The 18258-nt window shown below is 70.5% G+C and carries 21 protein-coding genes; 10 read left to right on the forward strand and 11 right to left on the reverse strand.

Features of this window, described 5'->3' with window-relative positions:
- Positions 1-9: 9 nt before the first annotated feature.
- The 4 genes from P5G46_RS06190 to P5G46_RS06205 form a co-directional block, all read right to left on the reverse strand.
- Positions 10-303: a rhodanese-like domain-containing protein gene (locus P5G46_RS06190; RefSeq protein ID WP_239277341.1), complete on the reverse strand. Its 294-nt coding sequence runs from the start codon at positions 301-303 to the stop codon at positions 10-12.
- Positions 304-386: 83 nt separating this feature from the next.
- Complete coding sequence (locus P5G46_RS06195) at positions 387-485, reverse strand: 30S ribosomal protein bS22 (protein ID WP_003792170.1); 99 nt, start codon at positions 483-485, stop codon at positions 387-389.
- Positions 486-568: 83 nt separating this feature from the next.
- Positions 569-760, reverse strand: a complete 192-nt coding sequence (locus P5G46_RS06200; protein ID WP_239277340.1) for a helix-turn-helix domain-containing protein — start codon at positions 758-760, stop codon at positions 569-571.
- A 134-nt stretch (positions 761-894) separates the two neighbouring features.
- A complete protein-coding gene (locus tag P5G46_RS06205) occupies positions 895-1290 on the reverse strand; it encodes an ArsR/SmtB family transcription factor (RefSeq protein ID WP_239277339.1) in 396 nt (131 codons plus the stop codon).
- Positions 1291-1384: 94 nt separating this feature from the next.
- Here P5G46_RS06205 and P5G46_RS06210 point away from each other — a divergent pair, with 94 nt between their 5' ends.
- Positions 1385-2800 (forward strand): TrkH family potassium uptake protein, encoded by a 1416-nt coding sequence (locus tag P5G46_RS06210; RefSeq protein ID WP_374204614.1) that lies wholly within the window; start codon positions 1385-1387, stop codon positions 2798-2800.
- The gene (locus P5G46_RS06215; RefSeq protein ID WP_239277338.1) at positions 2793-3464 is read left to right on the forward strand and encodes a potassium channel family protein; all 672 of its coding nucleotides are present in this window, start codon (positions 2793-2795) and stop codon (positions 3462-3464) included. The genes P5G46_RS06210 and P5G46_RS06215 overlap by 8 nt, the downstream gene beginning before the upstream one ends.
- Before the next feature lie 120 nt (positions 3465-3584).
- On the opposite strand, the gene P5G46_RS06220 is transcribed toward P5G46_RS06215, so the two are convergent.
- Both P5G46_RS06220 and proC read right to left on the reverse strand, forming a co-directional pair.
- On the reverse strand, positions 3585-3872 hold the full coding sequence (locus P5G46_RS06220) for a DUF1905 domain-containing protein (RefSeq protein WP_408905219.1): 288 nt from the start codon (positions 3870-3872) through the stop codon (positions 3585-3587).
- A gap of 1 nt (position 3873) precedes the next feature.
- Positions 3874-4719 carry a pyrroline-5-carboxylate reductase gene (gene proC, locus P5G46_RS06225; protein ID WP_408905220.1) on the reverse strand — a complete coding sequence of 282 codons (846 nt, stop codon included), beginning with the start codon at positions 4717-4719 and terminating at the stop codon, positions 3874-3876.
- A gap of 99 nt (positions 4720-4818) precedes the next feature.
- Between proC and P5G46_RS06230 the strand changes: the two genes are divergently transcribed.
- Entirely contained in the window at positions 4819-5931 is a 1113-nt protein-coding gene (locus P5G46_RS06230; RefSeq protein ID WP_239277335.1) for an alpha/beta hydrolase, read from the forward strand.
- Positions 5932-5941: 10 nt separating this feature from the next.
- Entirely contained in the window at positions 5942-6871 is a 930-nt protein-coding gene (locus tag P5G46_RS06235) for an LLM class F420-dependent oxidoreductase (RefSeq protein ID WP_408905221.1), read from the forward strand.
- Positions 6872-6892: 21 nt separating this feature from the next.
- Here P5G46_RS06235 and tadA read toward each other — a convergent pair whose 3' ends face one another.
- Positions 6893-7327: a tRNA adenosine(34) deaminase TadA gene (gene tadA / locus P5G46_RS06240; protein WP_239277360.1), complete on the reverse strand. Its 435-nt coding sequence runs from the start codon at positions 7325-7327 to the stop codon at positions 6893-6895.
- A gap of 88 nt (positions 7328-7415) precedes the next feature.
- Between tadA and upp the strand changes: the two genes are divergently transcribed.
- Positions 7416-8048 (forward strand): uracil phosphoribosyltransferase, encoded by a 633-nt coding sequence (gene upp / locus P5G46_RS06245; RefSeq protein ID WP_239277333.1) that lies wholly within the window; start codon positions 7416-7418, stop codon positions 8046-8048.
- Between the two features lie 176 nt (positions 8049-8224).
- Here the strand turns inward: upp and P5G46_RS06250 are convergent, their stop codons facing one another.
- Positions 8225-11761 carry a TM0106 family RecB-like putative nuclease gene (locus P5G46_RS06250; protein WP_408905222.1) on the reverse strand — a complete coding sequence of 1179 codons (3537 nt, stop codon included), beginning with the start codon at positions 11759-11761 and terminating at the stop codon, positions 8225-8227.
- A 112-nt stretch (positions 11762-11873) separates the two neighbouring features.
- Between P5G46_RS06250 and P5G46_RS06255 the strand changes: the two genes are divergently transcribed.
- Positions 11874-13934, forward strand: a complete 2061-nt coding sequence (locus P5G46_RS06255; RefSeq protein ID WP_408905223.1) for an NAD(+) synthase — start codon at positions 11874-11876, stop codon at positions 13932-13934.
- 2 nt (positions 13935-13936) lie between these two features.
- Here P5G46_RS06255 and P5G46_RS06260 read toward each other — a convergent pair whose 3' ends face one another.
- Positions 13937-14434: a DUF427 domain-containing protein gene (locus P5G46_RS06260; RefSeq protein ID WP_239277690.1), complete on the reverse strand. Its 498-nt coding sequence runs from the start codon at positions 14432-14434 to the stop codon at positions 13937-13939.
- Positions 14435-14547: 113 nt separating this feature from the next.
- Here P5G46_RS06260 and P5G46_RS06265 point away from each other — a divergent pair, with 113 nt between their 5' ends.
- The 4 genes from P5G46_RS06265 (at position 14548) to P5G46_RS06280 (ending at position 16513) form a co-directional block, all read left to right on the forward strand.
- On the forward strand, positions 14548-14745 hold the full coding sequence (locus P5G46_RS06265) for a hypothetical protein (RefSeq protein WP_239277693.1): 198 nt from the start codon (positions 14548-14550) through the stop codon (positions 14743-14745).
- Positions 14742-14882: a hypothetical protein gene (locus P5G46_RS06270; RefSeq protein WP_239277694.1), complete on the forward strand. Its 141-nt coding sequence runs from the start codon at positions 14742-14744 to the stop codon at positions 14880-14882. Before P5G46_RS06265 ends, P5G46_RS06270 begins: the two co-directional genes overlap by 4 nt.
- Positions 14883-14951: 69 nt before the next feature.
- Positions 14952-15896 carry an aldo/keto reductase gene (locus tag P5G46_RS06275; protein WP_408905224.1) on the forward strand — a complete coding sequence of 315 codons (945 nt, stop codon included), beginning with the start codon at positions 14952-14954 and terminating at the stop codon, positions 15894-15896.
- A gap of 59 nt (positions 15897-15955) precedes the next feature.
- Positions 15956-16513 (forward strand): phosphorylase family protein, encoded by a 558-nt coding sequence (locus tag P5G46_RS06280; RefSeq protein WP_408905225.1) that lies wholly within the window; start codon positions 15956-15958, stop codon positions 16511-16513.
- Here the strand turns inward: P5G46_RS06280 and P5G46_RS06285 are convergent.
- Entirely contained in the window at positions 16501-17988 is a 1488-nt protein-coding gene (locus tag P5G46_RS06285; protein WP_239277703.1) for an MFS transporter, read from the reverse strand. The genes P5G46_RS06280 and P5G46_RS06285 overlap by 13 nt on opposite strands.
- Before the next feature lie 81 nt (positions 17989-18069).
- Positions 18070-18252: a hypothetical protein gene (locus P5G46_RS06290; RefSeq protein ID WP_239277704.1), complete on the reverse strand. Its 183-nt coding sequence runs from the start codon at positions 18250-18252 to the stop codon at positions 18070-18072.
- Between the last annotated feature and the right edge of the window lie 6 nt (positions 18253-18258).

Here is an 18258-nt window from a genome sequence, read left to right on the forward strand (position 1 = left end):
GCCTGGGGGTCAGGATTCGACGTCGTAGCCCGAGGCGATCCACTCGCCCGTGCCGCCTTCGACATTGGTCGCGTCGTGGCCGCGCGCGGACAGCGCCTCGACGACCCGCGCCGAACGCCCGCCCGCCTGGCAGATGACGTCGAACGCGCCTTCGGGGAGCATGTGCAGGTTCTCGCCGAGAGTCGACATCGGAAGGTTGACCGCACCGGGGACGTGCCCGGCGGTGAACTCGTCGACCTCGCGCACGTCGATGAGCGGACGGTCGCGTCCGGCGTGCAGGTCATGGACCGAGATGGACTGCATTCTTGCTCCTCGGAGACGAAGGGAACGGATGCCGCATACACGAAGCGCCCGTCAGCAGACAGGCGCTCGGTGTGGTGGTCGCTTTACTTCTTGTTGCGACGCTGGTGACGAGTCTTGCGAAGCAGCTTGCGGTGCTTCTTCTTCGCCATGCGCTTACGGCGCTTCTTGATGACAGAACCCACGGAAAACCTCACTAAGTCGGGGTCTGGGTGCCGATGTCGGCTCCCGGGAACGGGCAGGCGTTGGAAAAAGGCCTCGGACCAGTCTAGCCGACGTCGGAGACCGGACGCTGCACGAGCTCGGCGACGGCCGATTCGGGCACGCGATAGCTGCGGCCGAACCGCACGGCGGGGAGCTCGCCCGCGTGGACGAGCCGGTAGACGGTCATCTTCGAGACCCGCATGAGGTCGGCGACCTCGGCGACCGTGAGGAAACGCACGTCGGGCAGCTCTGCCATCGATCACCCTTCGCCGCGGGCGGACTTCACCCTGATGTCGACACACTCTAGGGTCTGCGCGCGACGGCTGTAAACCGTCGGGGCTTGAGTGACGGATGTGACGGGGAATGCCGCCGCCCTCGGGCGTGCGGGACTCAGCGACCCGGGAGCTTGCGGAGCGCCGATGTCACGGAATGCTTCACCGAAGCCGCCGCGCGGCCGACGACCTCGGCGGCATGGACCGCGGACTCGGGGAGAGCCGGTTCGTTCTCGACGTCGATCGAGAAGAAGGGACCGAGCCAGTCATCCACCTCGTCCAAGGGTGCGACCGCCAGGCTGTAGTACCGGTGCTGCCCCTCCTCACGGACCGAGACCAGTTCGGCCTCGCGCAACACCTTGAGGTGCTTGGACACCGTCGGCTGGCTGACGCCCAGCGCGTGCACGATCTGCGAAACGCTCGTGCCCCGTTCTCCCCCGGTCGCACGGTCCAACAGAAGCTGCAGGATGTCGCGACGCGTGCCGTCAGCGATCACGTCGAAGATGTCCGCCATGGCATCAGGTTAGCCGCGGTCCAGCCCGAGTACCATGATTCCGGTGCTGGCCCGAAGGGAGCGACGCATGGCGGCGACGCCCGACGAGGTGCGTATGTCGATGCGCGTACAGCGCATCGCCTATCGCGCATGGGACGGCCTGCGGGATCTGACGACGGCATCCCCCGCGCGATTCGCGGTGCTGGTGTTCGTCATCCTCATCCTGCTGTTCACCGCGCTGTTCTCGTTGCCGGCCGCCGCCGCCGACGGGCAGCGGACCCCCTTGGCCGACGCCCTCTTCACGGCGGTCTCGACCATCTGCGTGACGGGTCTGTCGACGGTCAACATGTACAGCGACTGGTCGCCGCTCGGTCGCGCCATCACCTACGTCGGCGTCAACGTCGGGGCGCTCGGGGTGCTGACCCTCGCGTCGATCCTCGGCCTCGTCATCTCCAAGCGGCTGGGGCTGCGCGCCAAGCTCATCGCCGCCGGCGACAGCAATCCGCTCCGTGTCCACGGCGGACCCGTGAACGAGGGCCAGACGATCCGGCTCGGCGAGGTGGGCCAGCTGCTGCGCACGGTCGCGCTGTCGACCCTCGTCATCGAGGCCGTCCTCGCGGTCCTCATCTACCCCTCGCTCATCATCGGCGGCATCGACCCCGTGGTCGCCCTGTGGGAGGCGCCGTACTACGCGGCGATGGCCTTCACGAACACCGGGTTCGTCCCGAACGCCGAGGGGCTGGCCCCTTTCGCGCAGGACTACTACCTGCTCACGGTGCTCATGATCGGCGTCTTCCTCGGGTCGATCGGATTCCCGGTGATCTTCACGCTGTGGCGGCACTGGTGGCGGTTCCGGCTGTGGTCACTGCACGCGAAGCTGACGATCATCACGACGATCGTGCTGTTCTTCGCCGGCGCCGGTGTCATTCTCCTGCTGGAATACGACAACCCCCTGACCTTCGGGAGCATGGACGCGTGGGACACGACGTTCCAGGCCTTCTTCCTCTCCGCCATGACACGCTCGGGCGGGTTCTCCGTCGTCGAGGTCGGCGACCTCAACGGTGCGACGCTGGTCGTAGGATCCATGCTCATGTTCGTCGGCGGCGGCTCGGCATCCACCGCGGGCGGGATCAAAGTCACCACGCTGGCCGTGCTCGCCCTCGCCGTGTGGTCGGAGGCCAAGGGCCGCCCCTCGGTCCAGGCGTTCGGCCGACGCATCCCGAGCGACGTGCAGCGCGTGGCACTGTCGGTCGTGGCCTGGGGGGCGACGATCGTCGCGCTGTCCACGGTCACGATCAGTCGCATCACCGACGCCCCCATCGAGTACGTGCTCTTCGACGTCATCTCGGGCTTCGCGACGGTGGGGTTGTCCACCGGCCTGACTGCGGAACTGCCCGACCCGGCGGTCTACGTCCTGGCACTGACCATGTTCATGGGACGCATTGGTACTGTGACACTCGCCGCGGCCGTCGCGGCCTCGTCCCGTTCGCAGCTGTACGCGCTGCCCGTCGAAAGGCCCATCGTTGGTTGAACGGATTCGCAGCGACGCGCCCGTCCTGGTGATCGGCCTCGGACGCTTCGGTGCGGCGTGCGCCGGCGAACTGGACCGGCTCGATCGCGAAGTGCTCGCCGTCGACGGCAACCTCGAGCTGGTGCAGAAGTGGTCGGAGCGTGTGACGCACGCGGTGCAGGCCGACGCCCGCAACATCGACGCCCTGCGCCAGATCGGCGCTCAGGACTTCCAGGTCGCCGTCGTCGCCGTCGGGTCTCTCATCGAGGCATCCGTCCTCATCACCGCCAACCTCGTCGACCTGAAGGTCCCGCAGATCTGGGCGAAGGCGGTCTCGCAGTCGCACGGCAAGATCCTCGCGCGCGTGGGCGCCAATCACGTCATCTACCCCGAGGCAGAGGCCGGCGAGCGCGTCGCCCACCTCGTCAGCGGCCGCATGCTCGATTTCATCCGTTTCGACGACGACTTCGTGCTGGCCAAGATGTACCCGCCCAAGCTCGTCCGCGGCGTGGGGCTGAACGAGTCCGGTGTCCGCACGAAGTACAACGTCACCGTGGTCGGGGTGAAGAGCCCGGGCCGGCCCTTCCGCTACGCGGAGGCGAACACCGTGGTCACCAACCACGACCTCATCATCGTCTCGGGGACCAACCGCGACATCGAGCGGTTCGCGGCACTCGACCGCTGACCCCCCTCCGCAGTGATCCCCCACCCGCACGACCGTCGATAAACGCGATCGGCGCCGAAAAACGCGTGCGGAGCGCGTTTATGAACGCGGAGAGCGTTTATGCCCGGGGAAGGCATGCGCCTAGGCGTCGATCTCCAGCTCCACGGTCACGGTGTCGCCGACGCCGAGGTGCTCGGCACCCTGGAGCGCCTTCTTGATCGGCACGACGTACGCGCCGTCCTTCGGCCAGAGCGATGTCGTCACGCGCGTGTCGCCGATGGTCACCGCCGCGGGGATCATGCCCCAGCCATAGGTGACCACCGGAGCGACCTCGGCGATCGCGGCCGCCTCGGCGGTCGGCACGGTGACGAAGTGGAACGGCGCGGGCCCGCGCCAGAACCAGATCTCGCCCTCGAACCGCAGCCGCACGTCAGGCTCCGGCGGCCAGTTCTTTCGCGCGGGCGAGAGCGGCCTCGGCGGCAGCGGCGAACGTGTCGTCGAGGCGCGCGTTCTGCAGCACCGCGATCGCGCGCTCGGTCGTCCCCTTGGGGCTCGTGACCCGGCGACGCAGCTCGGCCGGATCGACATCGGCGGATGCCAAAAGCGCCGTCGCCCCGATGAACGTCTGTTCGGCCAGGAGGCGCGCGGCGTCGTCGTCGAAGCCCATGCGGACGGCGGCCTTCGTGAATTCCTCGACGAGGAGGAAGACATAAGCGGGACCCGAACCCGAGATGGTCGAGAGCGCATCGATCTGCGCCTCGGGCACCTCCACGACGTGACCCACCGTCTCGAAGAGCGCACGGACGACGGCGACGTCCTCGGGAGTTGCCGCGGGGCCTGCCGCGAGCCCGGTCACTCCCTGACCGACGAGGGACGGCGTGTTCGGCATCGAGCGCAGCGTCGCGACGCCCTCGCCGAGGTGGCGGGCGAAGGTCTCGAGCGTGACACCGGCGGCAAGGCTCACCACGACCGTCCCGGGGCGCAGGTGCGGGGCGATGTCATCGAGCAGGTCGGGCACCATGGCCGGCTTGACGCCGATGAGGACGATGTCGGCGGATGCCACCGCCCGAACGTTGCCGTCGGGCTCCGTTTCCAGCGCCACACTCGTCACGCCGTCGAGCCCCGCGAGCTCCTCGGCCTTCGCGGCCGAACGGTTCGTCGCCGTGATGCCGCCGCCCGTGAGACCCGCCGCGACGAGGCCCCGCAGGATCGCCCCTCCCATGGAACCGGCGCCGAGGATGGCGACTGCGGGCAGGGAGGAAGTTGCATCCGTCATGACCGCAAGTCTACGAAGCCTGAGTGCGGCGCGGAGGGGCGCGCGTTAGAGTCGAAACGCGCCCGTGCCGGAGCGGGCGAGAGTGACACGGAGGACCCCATGACTCTCTTCGACGGCATCACCTCGCGCCTGGTCGAGACCGGTCGGCTGAGCGTCAATGTGCTCGAGCGCGCGGGTGACGATCCCGCCACGGTGCCCGACCACACGGTCGTCTTCGTCCACGGCAACGTCTCTTCCTCGCTGTTCTGGCAGGAGATCATGCAGGATCTGCCGAGCGACCTCCGGGTGCTCGCGGTCGACCTGCGCGGTTTCGGCGGCACCGAGCACGCTCCCATCGATGCCACGCGCGGTGTACGCGACTTCAGCGACGATCTGCACGCCGCGCTCGAAGCGCTCGGCATCCCCACCGCGCACCTCGTGGGCTGGTCCCTGGGCGGCGGCGTGGTGCTGCAGTACGCCCTGGACCACCCCGTCCTCTCGCTCACGCTGCAAGCGCCCGTATCGCCCTATGGGTTCGGCGGCACGCGCCGCGACGGAACGCGCCTGACCGACGACGACGCCGGTGCCGGCGCCGGCGCCGCGAACCCCGATTTCGTCCAGCGCCTCATCGACCACGACACGTCCACGGAGGCGCCGACGTCGCCGCGCTCGGTGTTCCGCTCGGGCTACGTCGCACCGGGGTACACGAGCGACCACGAGGACGTGTGGGTCGAGTCGATGCTCACGACCTCCACCGCCGGCGGGAACTACCCCGGCGACTCCGTGCCGTCGCCGAACTGGCCCGGCTTCGCCGCCGGCACCATCGGCGTGCTGAACACGCTCGCACCCCGACACTTCGACGTCTCCGGCATCGTCGACCTGGCCGCGAAGCCCCCGATCCTGTGGATCCACGGCACGGCCGACGCGATCGTCTCCGACGCCTCGTTCTACGACATCAACCACCTCGGAGCCCTCGGCATCGTGCCGGGGTGGCCCGGTGAGGATGTCGCCCCGGCGCAGCCGATGGTGTCGCAGACGCGCGACGTGCTCGACGCATACGCCGCCGCGGGCGGCGAGGTGACCGAGATCGCCGTCGAGGGCGCCGGACACGCGCCGCACCTCGAGCGACCCGCGCAGTTCCGCCAGGCCCTTCTCACGCACATCGGGTACGTCGGCCGGCCCGCCGACCCGGCACCGCCCACCGAGGCGATCATCCTCCGCTCGGCGGACTGAGGCGACCGTCGTGGAGTACTGCCTGTTCACGGAGCCCCAGCAGGGGTTCTCGTACGACGACCAGCTCGCTTTCGCCCGCTCGGCCGAGACGCACGGCCTCGACGGGTTCTTCCGCTCCGACCACTACCTCCGCATGGGCGAGGGCGATCCGACCCCCGGCCCCACCGACGCCTGGACGACCCTCGCCGGCCTCGCCCGAGAGACCTCGCGGATCCGGCTCGGCACTCTCGTGTCCTCGGTCACCTACCGTGTCCCCGGCATCCTCGCCATTCAGGTGGCTCAGGTCGACGCGATGTCCGGCGGCCGCGTCGAGCTGGGCCTGGGCACCGGCTGGTTCGAGCAGGAGCATGCCGCGTACGGCATCCCCTTCCCGTCGCGCCGCTTCGACCTGCTCGAGGAGCAGCTGGCCATCGTGACGGGCCTGTGGTCGACGCCGGCCGGCGAGACCTTCTCGTTCGAGGGCGCGCACCACCGCCTGGATGCCGCGCCCGCACTGCCCAAGCCCGTGCAATCACCCGTCCCGGTGATCGTCGGCGGCGGCGGCCCGAAGCGCACCCCGGCCCTCGCCGCCCGCTTCGCGACCGAGTACAACATCGGGTTCGTGGCCGAGGACGTCGTCGCCGAGAAGTTCGCCGTCGTGCGGGCCGCGTGCGAGAGCACCGGGCGCGACCCCGGAACGCTGAAGTTCTCGGTCGCGCTGCCGACGATCCTCGGCGCCGACGATCGCACCATCGAACGCCGGGCGGCCGCGATCGGGCAGACGCGCGAGCAGTTCGACAACGGCGCCAACCTCATCGGCTCCGCCGCGCAGATCGCGGACAAGGTCGAGCGCCTCCGGGCGATCGGCGCCGACCGCGTCTACTTCCAACTGCTCGATCTGCGCGACGTCGAGCACGCCGACGAGATCGGCACCGACCTGCTGCCGCTCCTGCCGCGCTGAGCGCCCGTCGTCCCGGGCGCGTCAGTCCCGTCGACGTTCGAAGAACTCCCGCAGCAGAGCGGATGCCGCCTCCTCGGCGACCCCGCCGACCACCTCGACCCGGTGCGGCAGACGCCGGTCGCGCAGGACGTCGTACAACGAGCCGGCCGCGCCCGCCTTGGCATCCCACGATCCGAACACCACCCGCGGCACCCGCGCCTGCAGGATCGCCCCCGCGCACATGACGCACGGCTCGAGAGTCACCACGAGCGTGCACCCGGCGAGGTGCCACGTCCCCAGAAGAGTCGCGGCCTCTCGGAGCGCGACCACCTCGGCGTGCGCGGTGGGGTCCCCCGTGATCTCCCGCAGGTTGCGCCCCTCGCCGACGACGCGCCCCTCGGCGTCGAGCACGACCGCCCCCACGGGGACGTCGTCATGCACCGACGCCGTCCCGGCCAGCGCGAGGGCGCGCTGCATCGCGGCGAGGTCGGCAGCGGCGGGGGTCACGGTGCTCTCCCGGAAGACGAGGGTGGAGGGCTCGATTCGAGCGGCTAGCCTTGAGCCTATGCGTGTCCACGTCGCCGACCACCCCCTCATCACCCACAAGCTCACGGTGCTGCGCGACCGGCAGACCTCGTCGCCGGTGTTCCGCCAGCTCACCGAAGAACTCGTGACTCTGCTGGCGTACGAGGCGACCCGGAACGTGCGCGTCGACGCCATCGAGATCCAGACGCCGGTGACGAAGACCCAGGGGGTCAAGATCAGCGAACCGCGTCCCATCGTGGTGCCGATCCTGCGCGCCGGTCTCGGCATGCTCGAGGGCATGGTGAAGCTGCTGCCCACGGCCGAGGTCGGCTTCCTCGGCATGGTGCGTGACGAGCAGACCTTCGAGCCCACCACATACGCGGAACGCCTGCCCGACGATCTCAGCGACCGGCAGTGCTTCGTGCTGGACCCGATGCTGGCCACGGGCGGCTCCCTCGGGGCGGCCATCACCTTCCTCTTCGACCGCGGCGCGCAGGACGTCACCGCGATCTGCCTGCTGGGAGCGCCCGAGGGCGTCGCCGCGATCGAGAAGCAGGTCGAAGGACACGACGTGACCCTCGTGCTCGGCGCTCTCGACGAGCGACTCAACGAGAAGGGCTACATCGTGCCCGGCCTCGGCGACGCGGGCGACCGCCTCTACGGCACGGCCTGACGCGGGCACTTCATCCCGGGCGGGTCTCGCGCGGTCGGACCCCCCTCCCCCCGGTTTGGGGTGCGATTCGTGCTTTGGGGCGGACATCGCGCGCCCCGAAGCACGAAATGCGCCCCAAACCAGAAACATTGAGCAGCCGGGCGGGTTGTGCGGGGAGGTGGGAGCCTCGCCCGGGGTCAGCCGTCGGCGCCGACCAAGCGCGCGAACGCGCTGAGACGGGCCACGCCCTCGGGCGTGCGCGGGAGATCGTCGAGCAGCGACGGCGAGTACACGACGTACGCCGCCTGCATCGCCCGCGAGATCGCGACGTTGATGCGGTTGCGGAGCAACAGGAACTCCAATCCTCGCGGGGCGTCGCGCCCCGACGACGCGGCGAGCGTGAGGATCGCGACGACCGCTTCCTTGCCCTGGAACCGGTCGACGGTGCCGACGGGCACCTCCGGGAAGCCCGCCGCGGCGAGCGCCTCCTCGACGGCCACCTGCTGCGCGTTGTACGGCGTGATCACGATGATGTCGTCGGCGCCCAGCGGCCGCGGGCGCTGCAGCGTCGCGCTGTCACCGGCCCCGCCCTCGGCGCCGGTCCACTCGCGTCCGACGAGGTCGGCGACCAGGCGCACGACGGCGTCCGCTTCCTCCGGCGCGTACGTGGCGTTGCCGCTGTGCCGCACCGGCCAGGGGTGCACGCCCGGCTCGATCCCCTCCAGCGCGCGCAGCGCCGTGGACGGGTGCGCGGCGAGGCGTCCCTCATAGGACAGACGGGACACCGGACGCGCGACCGCCGGGTGCATGCGCCGCGTTCGCGCGAGGAAGTAGCCGAGCTCGGCGGGGACGACCTCGGCGCCGTCGATGACCCAGCCGAGCGCCGAGGTATCGACGGGCTCGGGGTGCGTTCCCTGGCTGACCTGGGGCAGCTGTTGCGGGTCGCCGAGCAGCAGCAGCCGCGGCGAAGCCAGAGACACCGCCACCGTGGATGCCAGGGAGAACTGCCCCGCCTCGTCGATGACGAGCAGGTCGAGGCTTCCGCGAGGAATCCGGCCCTCGTGGCTGAAGTCCCACGCCGTACCCCCGACGACGAAGCCGTGGGCGGCGTTCTCGGCGGCGAACGCGGGGATCCCGTTCTTCGGCAGCACCGTGAACGCGTGCGCCGCTGCGGGGTCTTTCGGGGCCTTGCCCACACGCGCGGCCGGCACGCCCGCGGCGATGACCCGGTCGAGCATGTGCTCGACCGTCGCGTGCGACTGGGCGACGACGCCCACACGGTAGCCGCGCTCGGCGACGAGACGTGCGATCACGTGCGAGCCGACGTAGGTCTTCCCGGTGCCGGGTGGGCCCTGCACCGCGAGGTAGCTGCGGTCGAGGTCGGCGACGGTGCGGGCGATCGCGGTGACCTCGTCGTCTCCCCCGGCGCCGTCGAGAGCGGTCACCGGCGCCAAGGACCCCGACCGCGTGCGCGGCGGGCGGCGACGCAGGATGTCGGCCGCCGGCCCGTCGGGGATGGACGGCGCCGCCGCGAGCACGGCATCCGCCCACGCGTCGATCGCCTTCTGCTGATTGCCCGCGCGGGGCGGCGCCGGCGGTGTGAGCGCGAGCGGAAGCACATCCCACGTCATCCCGTCGACCGCGGTCTCCTCGATGACCGCGCCGTCGTCGAGCACCTCGCGCACCGTGACCCTGCGTGCTCCGTGGATCCAGCGCGGCCGCACGTCGAGGGGGAAGGGCGTCGGCAGGTCGTAGACGGCGAACGGCTCGGCATCCACGGTCAGCCGGCTCCCGGGGGCGACCTCGCCCCGGATCTCGACGAGACGCCGCTCGGCACCCCGGCCCGACTCCGCGATGTGCCAGTCGGCCACGACGCGGGAGCGTGCGGCATCCACCACGACGACGTCGCGCGAGTCCTCCCAGATCGACACGGGCTCGCGCAGGCGGAGGAAGTGCGTGGCCCAGTACGTCTTGTCTTCGCGCGGGTAGTAGTCGATCGCCGCCGCCGCGAGCCGGAGAGCCGTCGCCTCGGGCTCGGGGGCGTCGGCCGCCCAGCGCTGCAGCGCGGTGGCGCGCGGTGACGGCTCATACGACTGCTCGTCGGGCTCGGCGCCGCGGGCCGGGACCGCTCCGCCCTCGCGCGCGCGTTCGACGAGCCAGTCGCGCAGTCGGCGAGTGGAGACGCAGTCGTAGCGGTTGTAGTCCGCGAGGTCGTCGAGGACGCGCTGCGCGGCCTCGGCCTCGCCGTCGGCGGCGAGCGCGCGCGCCTCGACGTACTTCACGATCGAGTCGTCGCCGCGCTGGACGTCGCTCGTGCGCACCTCATCGCCCATGTAGAGCGGTTCGAGCTTCTTGATCGAATACGAGCGCGACCCCACGCGCAGCGCGCGGCGGACGACGGGATAGAGATCGACGAACACCCCGTCGCGCAGGAGCCGGTCGACATCGGCCTCGCGGACGCCGTAGTGGGCCGCCATCGTGAGCAGATGAGTGGGCTCGTAAGGCGCGTAGTGGTAGATGTGCATGCCGGGGAACTGCTCCCGGCGGACCGCCACCATGTCGAGGAACCGCTCGAGGGCTGCCCGTTCCTCGTCGAACGTGTGCGCCCACAGCGCGGTGTACCGTTCGCGGGAATCCACCCAGCCGAAGAGGTAATCGATGCCCCAGTGCTCGCGATCGCCCTCGGTGTAGAGCGGATCACCCTCGAAGTCGAAGAACAGGTCGCCGTGGTCGGGGCGGGGAAGGACGCCGAGCGCCTTCGGAGCGACCACCTCGTAGGTCGGGACCACGTGCGCGGCGGAGGCGCCGTCGCCGGCGGGACTGGCCAGCTGCAGCCGCGCCTGCGTGCGGAGGGAGGCGAAGGTGTCGGGGCTCATCGCCTCAGGGGCGACGGGCGCCGCCGCCAGCGCGTCGATCGTGGTTATGCCCCCGGCGCGGAGGCGGTCGCGCTGCACCGGACGCATACCGGCGACCAGGAGCAGGTCGCGGTGCGCCACCACCTCGATCTCGCACGTGGGGCAACGGCCGCACGCGAGGACGGCCAGCTCCCCGCGGGGATCGCCCCACGGAACCACGGGACCCGCGGCGCCGAGATCGGCCCGGCGGTCCGCGATGAGGGCGCGCAGACGTGCGCGGCGCAACGCGAACACCGGGAGCAGATCGTCGACGCGATGCGTGCTGGTGGTGCCGTCGCCGAGGAGCAACTGCACCTCGTCGGAGCGGGGAACCCCGAGCCTGTCGAGCTGATCGACGTAGGCGGCCAGCTGCATGAGGGCGGTCACCCGCGCCCGCCGCGCGAGCTTGGTGTCCTGCACGATCCAGGGGCGGGGACCGCCCCTGCCGTCGTCGGGCTCGCGCACGAGGAAATCGGCGAACCCGACGAACTCGTCGGTCGAGAACGCCGCCTGATACACGACCTCGGCCGCGGGGTCGGCGAGTGCCGCGGACGTGAGCCGCACCGCCTCGGCCAGGGCATCGGCGTCGGAGGAGCGCACGGCGGGAATCTCGCGCACCGCGGATCCGAGGCGGCGGCGGTAGTCGTCGAGCACGCGCCGTTCGTGCGCGGTGCCGAGCGCGGCGGCGCGTTCGAGCGTGGCATCCTCGGGGTCGGGGACGGCGGCGATACGGCCGATTTTCGCATCGATCGCGCGCAGCCACGCGAACTCGCACTCGGCCGCCGCCTTGAGGTCGCTGGCGCTCCAGACGATCCGGGCGTCTTGCTCGATGTACCGCATGATCCCCAACGCTAACCGGGGCCGCCGACATCGCCGCGCGGCGGTGCGCACGGTCCGCGAGTCTGCGCGAACCGTCTGCCGCGGTGTCCGACCCACCTGACAGACTGGACCGGTGATCACCGAGCTGCCGTTCGAGAGCGTCTACCGGCACGGGTTCGCGCGTGTGTCCGCGTGCACGATCCCCGTCGCGGTCGCCGACCCCGCCGCCAACGCCGAGGCGGTGCTCGCCTCCGCGCGGGACTGCGATGCAGACGGCGTCGCGGTGGCGGTGTTCCCCGAGCTGTGCCTGTCGGGCTACGCGATCGACGACCTCGTCATGCAGGACCCCCTGCTGGATGCCGTCGAGGCCGCCGTCGCGCGAATCGTCGCGGCGTCCGCCGACCTGCTGCCCGTCCTGCTCGTCGGGGCCCCGCTGCGGCACCGCAACCGTCTCTACAACTGCGCCGTCGTCATCCATCGGGGCCGGATCCTCGGCGTGGCGCCCAAGTCGTATCTGCCCACCTACCGCGAGTTCTACGAGCACCGCTGGTACGCCCGGGGCGACGACCAGGCCGGTCAGGACATTTCCGTGGCGGGTTCCACGGTGCCGTTCGGTCCCGACCTGCTGTTCGACGCCGTCGACGTGCCGGGGCTGACTCTGCACGCCGAGGTGTGCGAAGACGTGTGGGTCCCCATCCCCCCGTCGTCCGCCGCCGCCCTGGCCGGGGCCACGGTGCTGGCCAACCTCTCGGGCAGTCCCATCACGATCGGCCGCGCCGACGACCGCACCCTGCTGTCGCAGTCCCAGTCCCTGCGCTGCCTCGCCGCGTACGTGTACGCCGCCGCGGGCCAGGGCGAGTCGACCAACGACGTGTCGTGGGACGGTCAGACGATGATCTACGAGGGGGGCCAGCTCCTGGCCACCACCGAACGCTTCCCCGACGGGCCGCGGCGCAGCGTCGCCGACGTCGACCTGGATCGTCTGCGCCAAGATCGGCTCCGCCAGGGAACGTTCGACGACAACCGGCGCACCGCCGGAGCCCCCTTCCGCACGGTCACGTTCGAGCTCGCACCGCCCGCTGCCGATCTCGGCCTCCGCCGCTCGCTCGACCGGTTCCCCTTCGTCCCCGACGACCCGGCGCGTCTGGCGCAGGACTGCTACGAGGCGTTCAACATCCAGGTGTCGGGCCTGGTGCAGCGTCTCGAAGCGATCGGCGGTCCGAGGCCCGTCATCGGCGTGAGCGGTGGGCTCGACTCCACCCATGCGCTGCTGGTGATCGCCCGAGCGATGGACCGCATGGGCCGCCCGCGCAGCGACATCCTCGCGTACACCCTCCCCGGGTTCGCGACCAGCGAGAAGACCAAACGCAACGCCATCGCCCTGGCCGAAGCCGTCGGAGCGACGATCGAAGAGATCGACATCCGCCCCGCGGCATCCGAGATGCTCTCCCGCATGGGCCACCCGTTCGCCGCCGGCGAGCCGGTGCACGACGTCACGTTCGAGAACGTCCAGGCGGGGCTCCGCACCGACTACCTGTTCCGCCTCGCCAATCAGCGGAACGGGATCGTCATCGGCACGGGCGATCTGTCCGAGATCGCGTTGGGCTGGTCGACGTACGGCGTCGGCGACCAGATGAGCCACTACTCCGTCAACCCGGGCGTGCCGAAGACGCTCATCCAGCACGTCATCCGCTGGGTCATCTCGGCGGGCGAGCTCAGCGCCGCGACCGTCGAGGTGCTGCAGGCCGTGCTCGACACCGAGATCAGCCCCGAACTGGTGCCCGCGGGCCAGGACGGCAAGATGCAGTCCACCGAGGATCGCATCGGTCCCTACAACCTGCACGACTTCACGCTCTACCACGTGCTGAGGTTCGGCTTCCGGCCGTCGAAGATCGCGTTCCTTGCGGCGAAGGCCTGGGAGGATCCGGATGCCGGGTCCTGGCCCGCGGGCTACCCCGAGGGCGCACGTCCCTCGTACGACCTCGTCACCGTCGCCCGGTGGATGGAAGTGTTCCTGCAGCGCTTCTTCGGGTTCGCCCAGTTCAAGCGCAGCGCCATCCCCAACGGGCCCAAGGTCTCGCCCGCCGGGTCGCTCTCACCCCGCGGCGACTGGCGCGCACCGTCGGACGGCAACGCGCGCGCGTGGCTCGCCGATCTGCACGCGGCCGTTCCGAGCGCGTTCGCCGGCGACTGAGCTCACCAGCCCATCGAGCCGGGGACGCCCTTGAACGGTCCCGCGAGATCGCTCGTGACCCAGCCGCCGTAGAACCCCCCGGGCTGCGGCTGCACCGTCTCGCCCGCGAGGATGCACCGATCCATCGGGGCGGCGTACACGGCGACACGATCGGCGAGCACTTCGTAGCCGGGCATCGGATGCGGGTAGTCCCACGCGGCCCGCTCCGCGAGCGCACCTCCCCCGCCGTGTACGTCGAAGTAGCGAGCACCGCCCTTGAACTCGCAGAACGACGCCCCCTGACCGAGCGTGAGAGCATCGCCGAACGCGGCGATCGGCAGGTAGTACACGGGCGGATGGCTTGTTTCGAGCACGCGCACGACGTCGTCGGTGTCGACGATCCGGATGCCACCGAAATCGATCTGCGCGCGCTTCGCGATACGTTCCACGCGGGGTGGGCGGGGGTAGTCCCAGACGGACTCCTGACCGGGACGAACGGGATCGGGAACAGGGCGGGCCATGGATCAACGCTACGCCGACCACGCCGGGGAGGGGCGGAATCGGGGCGCCCTTGAACGCAGGACGGATCGCTCGGCGCGGTGGGTTCGGTAGCCTGGGAACAGGAGGGGCACGAGTGAGCGGCGAGCACGGCATCGACAGCGGTCGACGGTACCGGGTGTACCAGGTGATCGGCATCCTGATCGGCGTGCTGTTCCTCGGTCTCGGCATCGCCGCGCTCCTCTCGGGAGGCGGTCCCGTGATCGCCGCCATCGCTGGAATCGGAGGCCTCGCCGTGATCATCGTCTCGATCGTCATGATGGTCCGCTCGTGAGCGGCGCCGACGAGGGCGGCCAGGACCCCCGGCCCCGCAAGTACCCGCCGGGAACGGTCGCCATCTGGGTCGCCGTGTCCGCGGTCGGGCTCTGGCTGCTCGGCAGCGGTCTCATCGGCATCCTCTCCGGCAACTGAACCGGAGCGGGAATTCCCCGTGGTCGTGGTCGTTGTCCCGAGGACACCGATCACGACGAAAGGGCATCCATGACGCGCATCGGACGCAGCGACCTCGACATCCGTCCGCTCTCCCTCGGCGGCAACGTCTTCGGGTGGACGGCCGACCGCGACACCTCGTTCGCGGTTCTCGACGCCTTCCACACCGGCGGGGGGAACTTCATCGACACTGCGGACGGGTACAGCGCGTGGGCGCCGGGGAACTCCGGCGGTGAGAGCGAAACGATCATCGGCGAGTGGCTCGCGAGCCGCCGACCCGAGAACGTCGTCGTGGCGACCAAGGTGAGCACCCACCCCGACTTCCGCGGCCTGTCGGCCTCGAATGTCCGGGCCGCGGCAGAGGCCTCACTGCGCCGGCTGGGCGTGGACGCGATCGATCTCTACTACGCCCACTTCGATGACCCCGACACTCCGCTCGAAGAGACGGTCGGCGCTTTCGCCGACCTGGTGTCGGACGGTCTCGTCCGCTACGTCGCCGTCTCGAACTACACCGCCGACCGCATCCGCGAATGGATCTCGCTCGCGCAGGCCGCCGGCGCCGACCTCCCCGTCGCCATCCAGCCGCATTACAACCTCGTGCACCGCACACAGGTCGAGAGCGAGATCGTGCCGGTCGCCGAGGAGTTCGGTCTCTCGCTGGTCCCCTACTACGCGCTGGCCAGCGGCTTCCTCACGGGCAAGTACCGCACGACGGATGCCGCGGGCGAGTCGCCCCGCGCGAGCGGCGCCGCGAAGCTCGCCACGCCCGCGGGTCTCGCCGTGATCGATGTCCTCGACGAGATCGGCCGCGCCCACGACGCGTCGATCGCCTCGACCGCGCTGGCATGGCTCCGGTTGCAGCCGACCGTGGCCGCGCCCATCGCCAGCGCGTCGCGACCCGAGCAGGTCGCCGACCTGATCGCGAGCATGTCGCTCGAACTGTCGGCGGACGAACTCGCCCGCCTGGGAGCAGTCTCCGCCGAAGCCCAGGGCTGAGTCGCCCCGGATCGTGCTTGCCGACGCGGCTCGTGCGCCGCGTCGGCGAGAATGGTCCGGTGAAGCTTCTCGTCGCCGCCCACGCGTCCGAATTCGTCGCCTTCGAGGCCGAGATCCCCGGCTTCGACCGGTTGCTCACGGGCGTCGGCAAGATCCCCGCCGCCTACGCGCTCACGCGGGCCCTCTGCGAGGGCGAGTACGACGAGATCGTCGTCGTCGGCACCGCCGGCGCGATCGACCCCGCACTCGAGGGGGGCATCTACGACATCGCCGCCGCCGTGCAGCACGACGTGAAGGGGCTGGACGGCACGTTCGGCGAGCACGTGTGGCTGCCCTCTCGGGTGGACATCGCCTCCGAGGGCGTCGTCATCGCCACGGGCGACCACTTCGTGGACGACGCCGAAGCCGTCGCGCTCATCCGCGACCTCGACGCCCGCATGGTCGACATGGAGTCCTACGCCCTCGCCTGGGTCGCCCAGCAGTTCGGTGTGCCGATCCGCATCCTGCGCGCCGTCTCGGATCGCGCGCAAGGCGGAGCGACCGAGCTCTGGGACGACGTCGTCGAGCGGTGCAGTCACGAGCTGCGCGCGAAGCTGCGCGAGCTCTACGGCGTCTGAGACCCGTTCCGGGCCCGGCCCGCGAGGTCGGCGACGCCGACGATGAGAGCCAACCCCAGGAACACTCCGACCGCGATCATGCCGTAGGCGTACGCGTCGTGGAACACCACGAGCGGATCGCGCTCCCCCTGCTCGCGGTAGACGGTGGCGTAGAACAGCGCGAGAGCGATGGCCGTGCCGACCGCGGTGCCGATGCGCTGCCCGAGCTGACCGACCGATCCCGCCACACCGCCGCTGCTGACGGGGATGTCGGCGAGGGTGAGCGTCTGGTTGGGCGAGATGACGAGACCTCCCGCGAAGCCGCCCACCACCATGACCCCGGCCATCGCCCACGGCGTCCATTCCGGGGGCGTCACCAGCGCGACGAGGGCCAGCGCACCGGCTGCGGCGAGCACGCCCACGATGCCGGCGACCACCAGCGGTCGACCCAGACGTGTGACGAGATTCCCGCCGATCCACGAACTCCACGCGGATGCCACCGCGAAGCCGATCGTGACCATGCCCGCGAACACGGGCTCGAGTCCGAGACCGCCCTGCAAGTAGAGGGTGCCGAGGAGGAACATCGCGGGAACGGCCGAGAAGTAGGCGGTCGAGATGAGCACGCCGTTGCGGTACGACGCGAGGGAGAAGATCGAGAACGGCATGAGCGGCATCCGTCCCCGTTGGGCGTAGCGGCGTTCCCAGAAGACGAACCCGGCGGCCAAGACCGCGGACACCACCAGGAGCCACCACCGTCGGGGGTCGTCATCGGGTGAGCCCGTCGTGAACAAGAACGGCCACATGAGGGCCACGATGGTCGCGCCGAACAGCACGACGCCGATCGGGTCGAGATCGAGCGCCCGGTGCGACTTCGTGCGCGTGCTGGGCAGCAGCCACGCGGCCAACGCGATGACGATCGCGACGAGCGGGATGTTGATCCAGAAGATCAGGCGCCAGCCGTCGGTCGGACCGCCCACCGCGATCAGCAGTCCGCCGAGGGTCGGGCCCAGCGCGGTCGCGATGCCGATCGTCGCCCCGAACAACCCGAATGCGCGACCGCGTTCCTTTCCCTGGAAGAGCTGCTGTACGAGCCCGAGGACCTGGGGCATCTGGATGCCGGCGGCGACGCCCTGCAGCAGACGCGCGATGAGCAGCACGGCGGTGTTGGGGGCCAGCGCACACACGAGACTCGTCACCAGGAACAGCGACAGGCCGACGAGGAAGAGCACACGACGCGAGCGGAGGTCGCCGAGCCGGCCCGCGGGCACGAGCACCAGCCCGAAGGTCAGGATGTACCCCGACACGACGAGTTGCAGCTCGGTGGGTCCGGCGTTCAGCGCCGCTTCGATGGACGGGAGGGCGACGTTGACCTTCGTGAGATCGAGGATCGTCAGCGCCGCGACGGAGACGGCGACCCAGTAGGCGCGCCAGCGGTGGCGCGACGAGAGCGGGATGTCGCGGGTGGGGGGATGGGGGGACGAGCTGTCTTCAGGCATCGCAGCTCACGGTACCCCCGCGATCACCCGCCCCGGCCGGGGCTTGCGCGCCGAGGACGGCAGGTCCCGGCGTTCGCGGCGTCAGTCGATGTCGCGTCGCGCGAACACGGCCCGCAGGATGAAGAACACGACGACCGCGACCACCGCGACGACCACCAGCCGGAAGACGAACGCGATGACCGAGAACAGGATGTTCACGAGGACCCACGCGATCACGATGGCCGCGATGACCCCCAGAACGGTCCACAGGGTGCTCTTGCGCATGCCTCC

Source organism: Microbacterium mcarthurae (genome assembly GCF_046064585.1).
GTDB lineage: Bacteria > Actinomycetota > Actinomycetes > Actinomycetales > Microbacteriaceae > Microbacterium > Microbacterium mcarthurae.

Excerpts from the sequence above, each read along its gene's own strand:
- P5G46_RS06200 (WP_239277340.1), bottom strand. The coding sequence starts at position 760 with ATGGCAGAGCTGCCCGACGTGCGTTTCCTCACGGTCGCCGAGGTCGCC.
- P5G46_RS06210 (WP_374204614.1), top strand. The coding sequence starts at position 1,385 with ATGTCGATGCGCGTACAGCGCATCGCCTATCGCGCATGGGACGGCCTG.
- P5G46_RS06275 (WP_408905224.1), top strand. The coding sequence starts at position 14,952 with ATGACGCGCATCGGACGCAGCGACCTCGACATCCGTCCGCTCTCCCTC.
- P5G46_RS06230 (WP_239277335.1), top strand. The coding sequence starts at position 4,819 with ATGACTCTCTTCGACGGCATCACCTCGCGCCTGGTCGAGACCGGTCGG.
- proC (WP_408905220.1), bottom strand. The coding sequence starts at position 4,719 with ATGACGGATGCAACTTCCTCCCTGCCCGCAGTCGCCATCCTCGGCGCC.
- P5G46_RS06285 (WP_239277703.1), bottom strand. The coding sequence starts at position 17,988 with ATGCCTGAAGACAGCTCGTCCCCCCATCCCCCCACCCGCGACATCCCG.
- P5G46_RS06205 (WP_239277339.1), bottom strand. The coding sequence starts at position 1,290 with ATGGCGGACATCTTCGACGTGATCGCTGACGGCACGCGTCGCGACATC.
- P5G46_RS06290 (WP_239277704.1), bottom strand. The coding sequence starts at position 18,252 with ATGCGCAAGAGCACCCTGTGGACCGTTCTGGGGGTCATCGCGGCCATC.
- P5G46_RS06190 (WP_239277341.1), bottom strand. The coding sequence starts at position 303 with ATGCAGTCCATCTCGGTCCATGACCTGCACGCCGGACGCGACCGTCCG.
- upp (WP_239277333.1), top strand. The coding sequence starts at position 7,416 with ATGCGTGTCCACGTCGCCGACCACCCCCTCATCACCCACAAGCTCACG.
- P5G46_RS06260 (WP_239277690.1), bottom strand. The coding sequence starts at position 14,434 with ATGGCCCGCCCTGTTCCCGATCCCGTTCGTCCCGGTCAGGAGTCCGTC.
- tadA (WP_239277360.1), bottom strand. The coding sequence starts at position 7,327 with ATGCAGCGCGCCCTCGCGCTGGCCGGGACGGCGTCGGTGCATGACGAC.
- P5G46_RS06250 (WP_408905222.1), bottom strand. The coding sequence starts at position 11,761 with ATGCGGTACATCGAGCAAGACGCCCGGATCGTCTGGAGCGCCAGCGAC.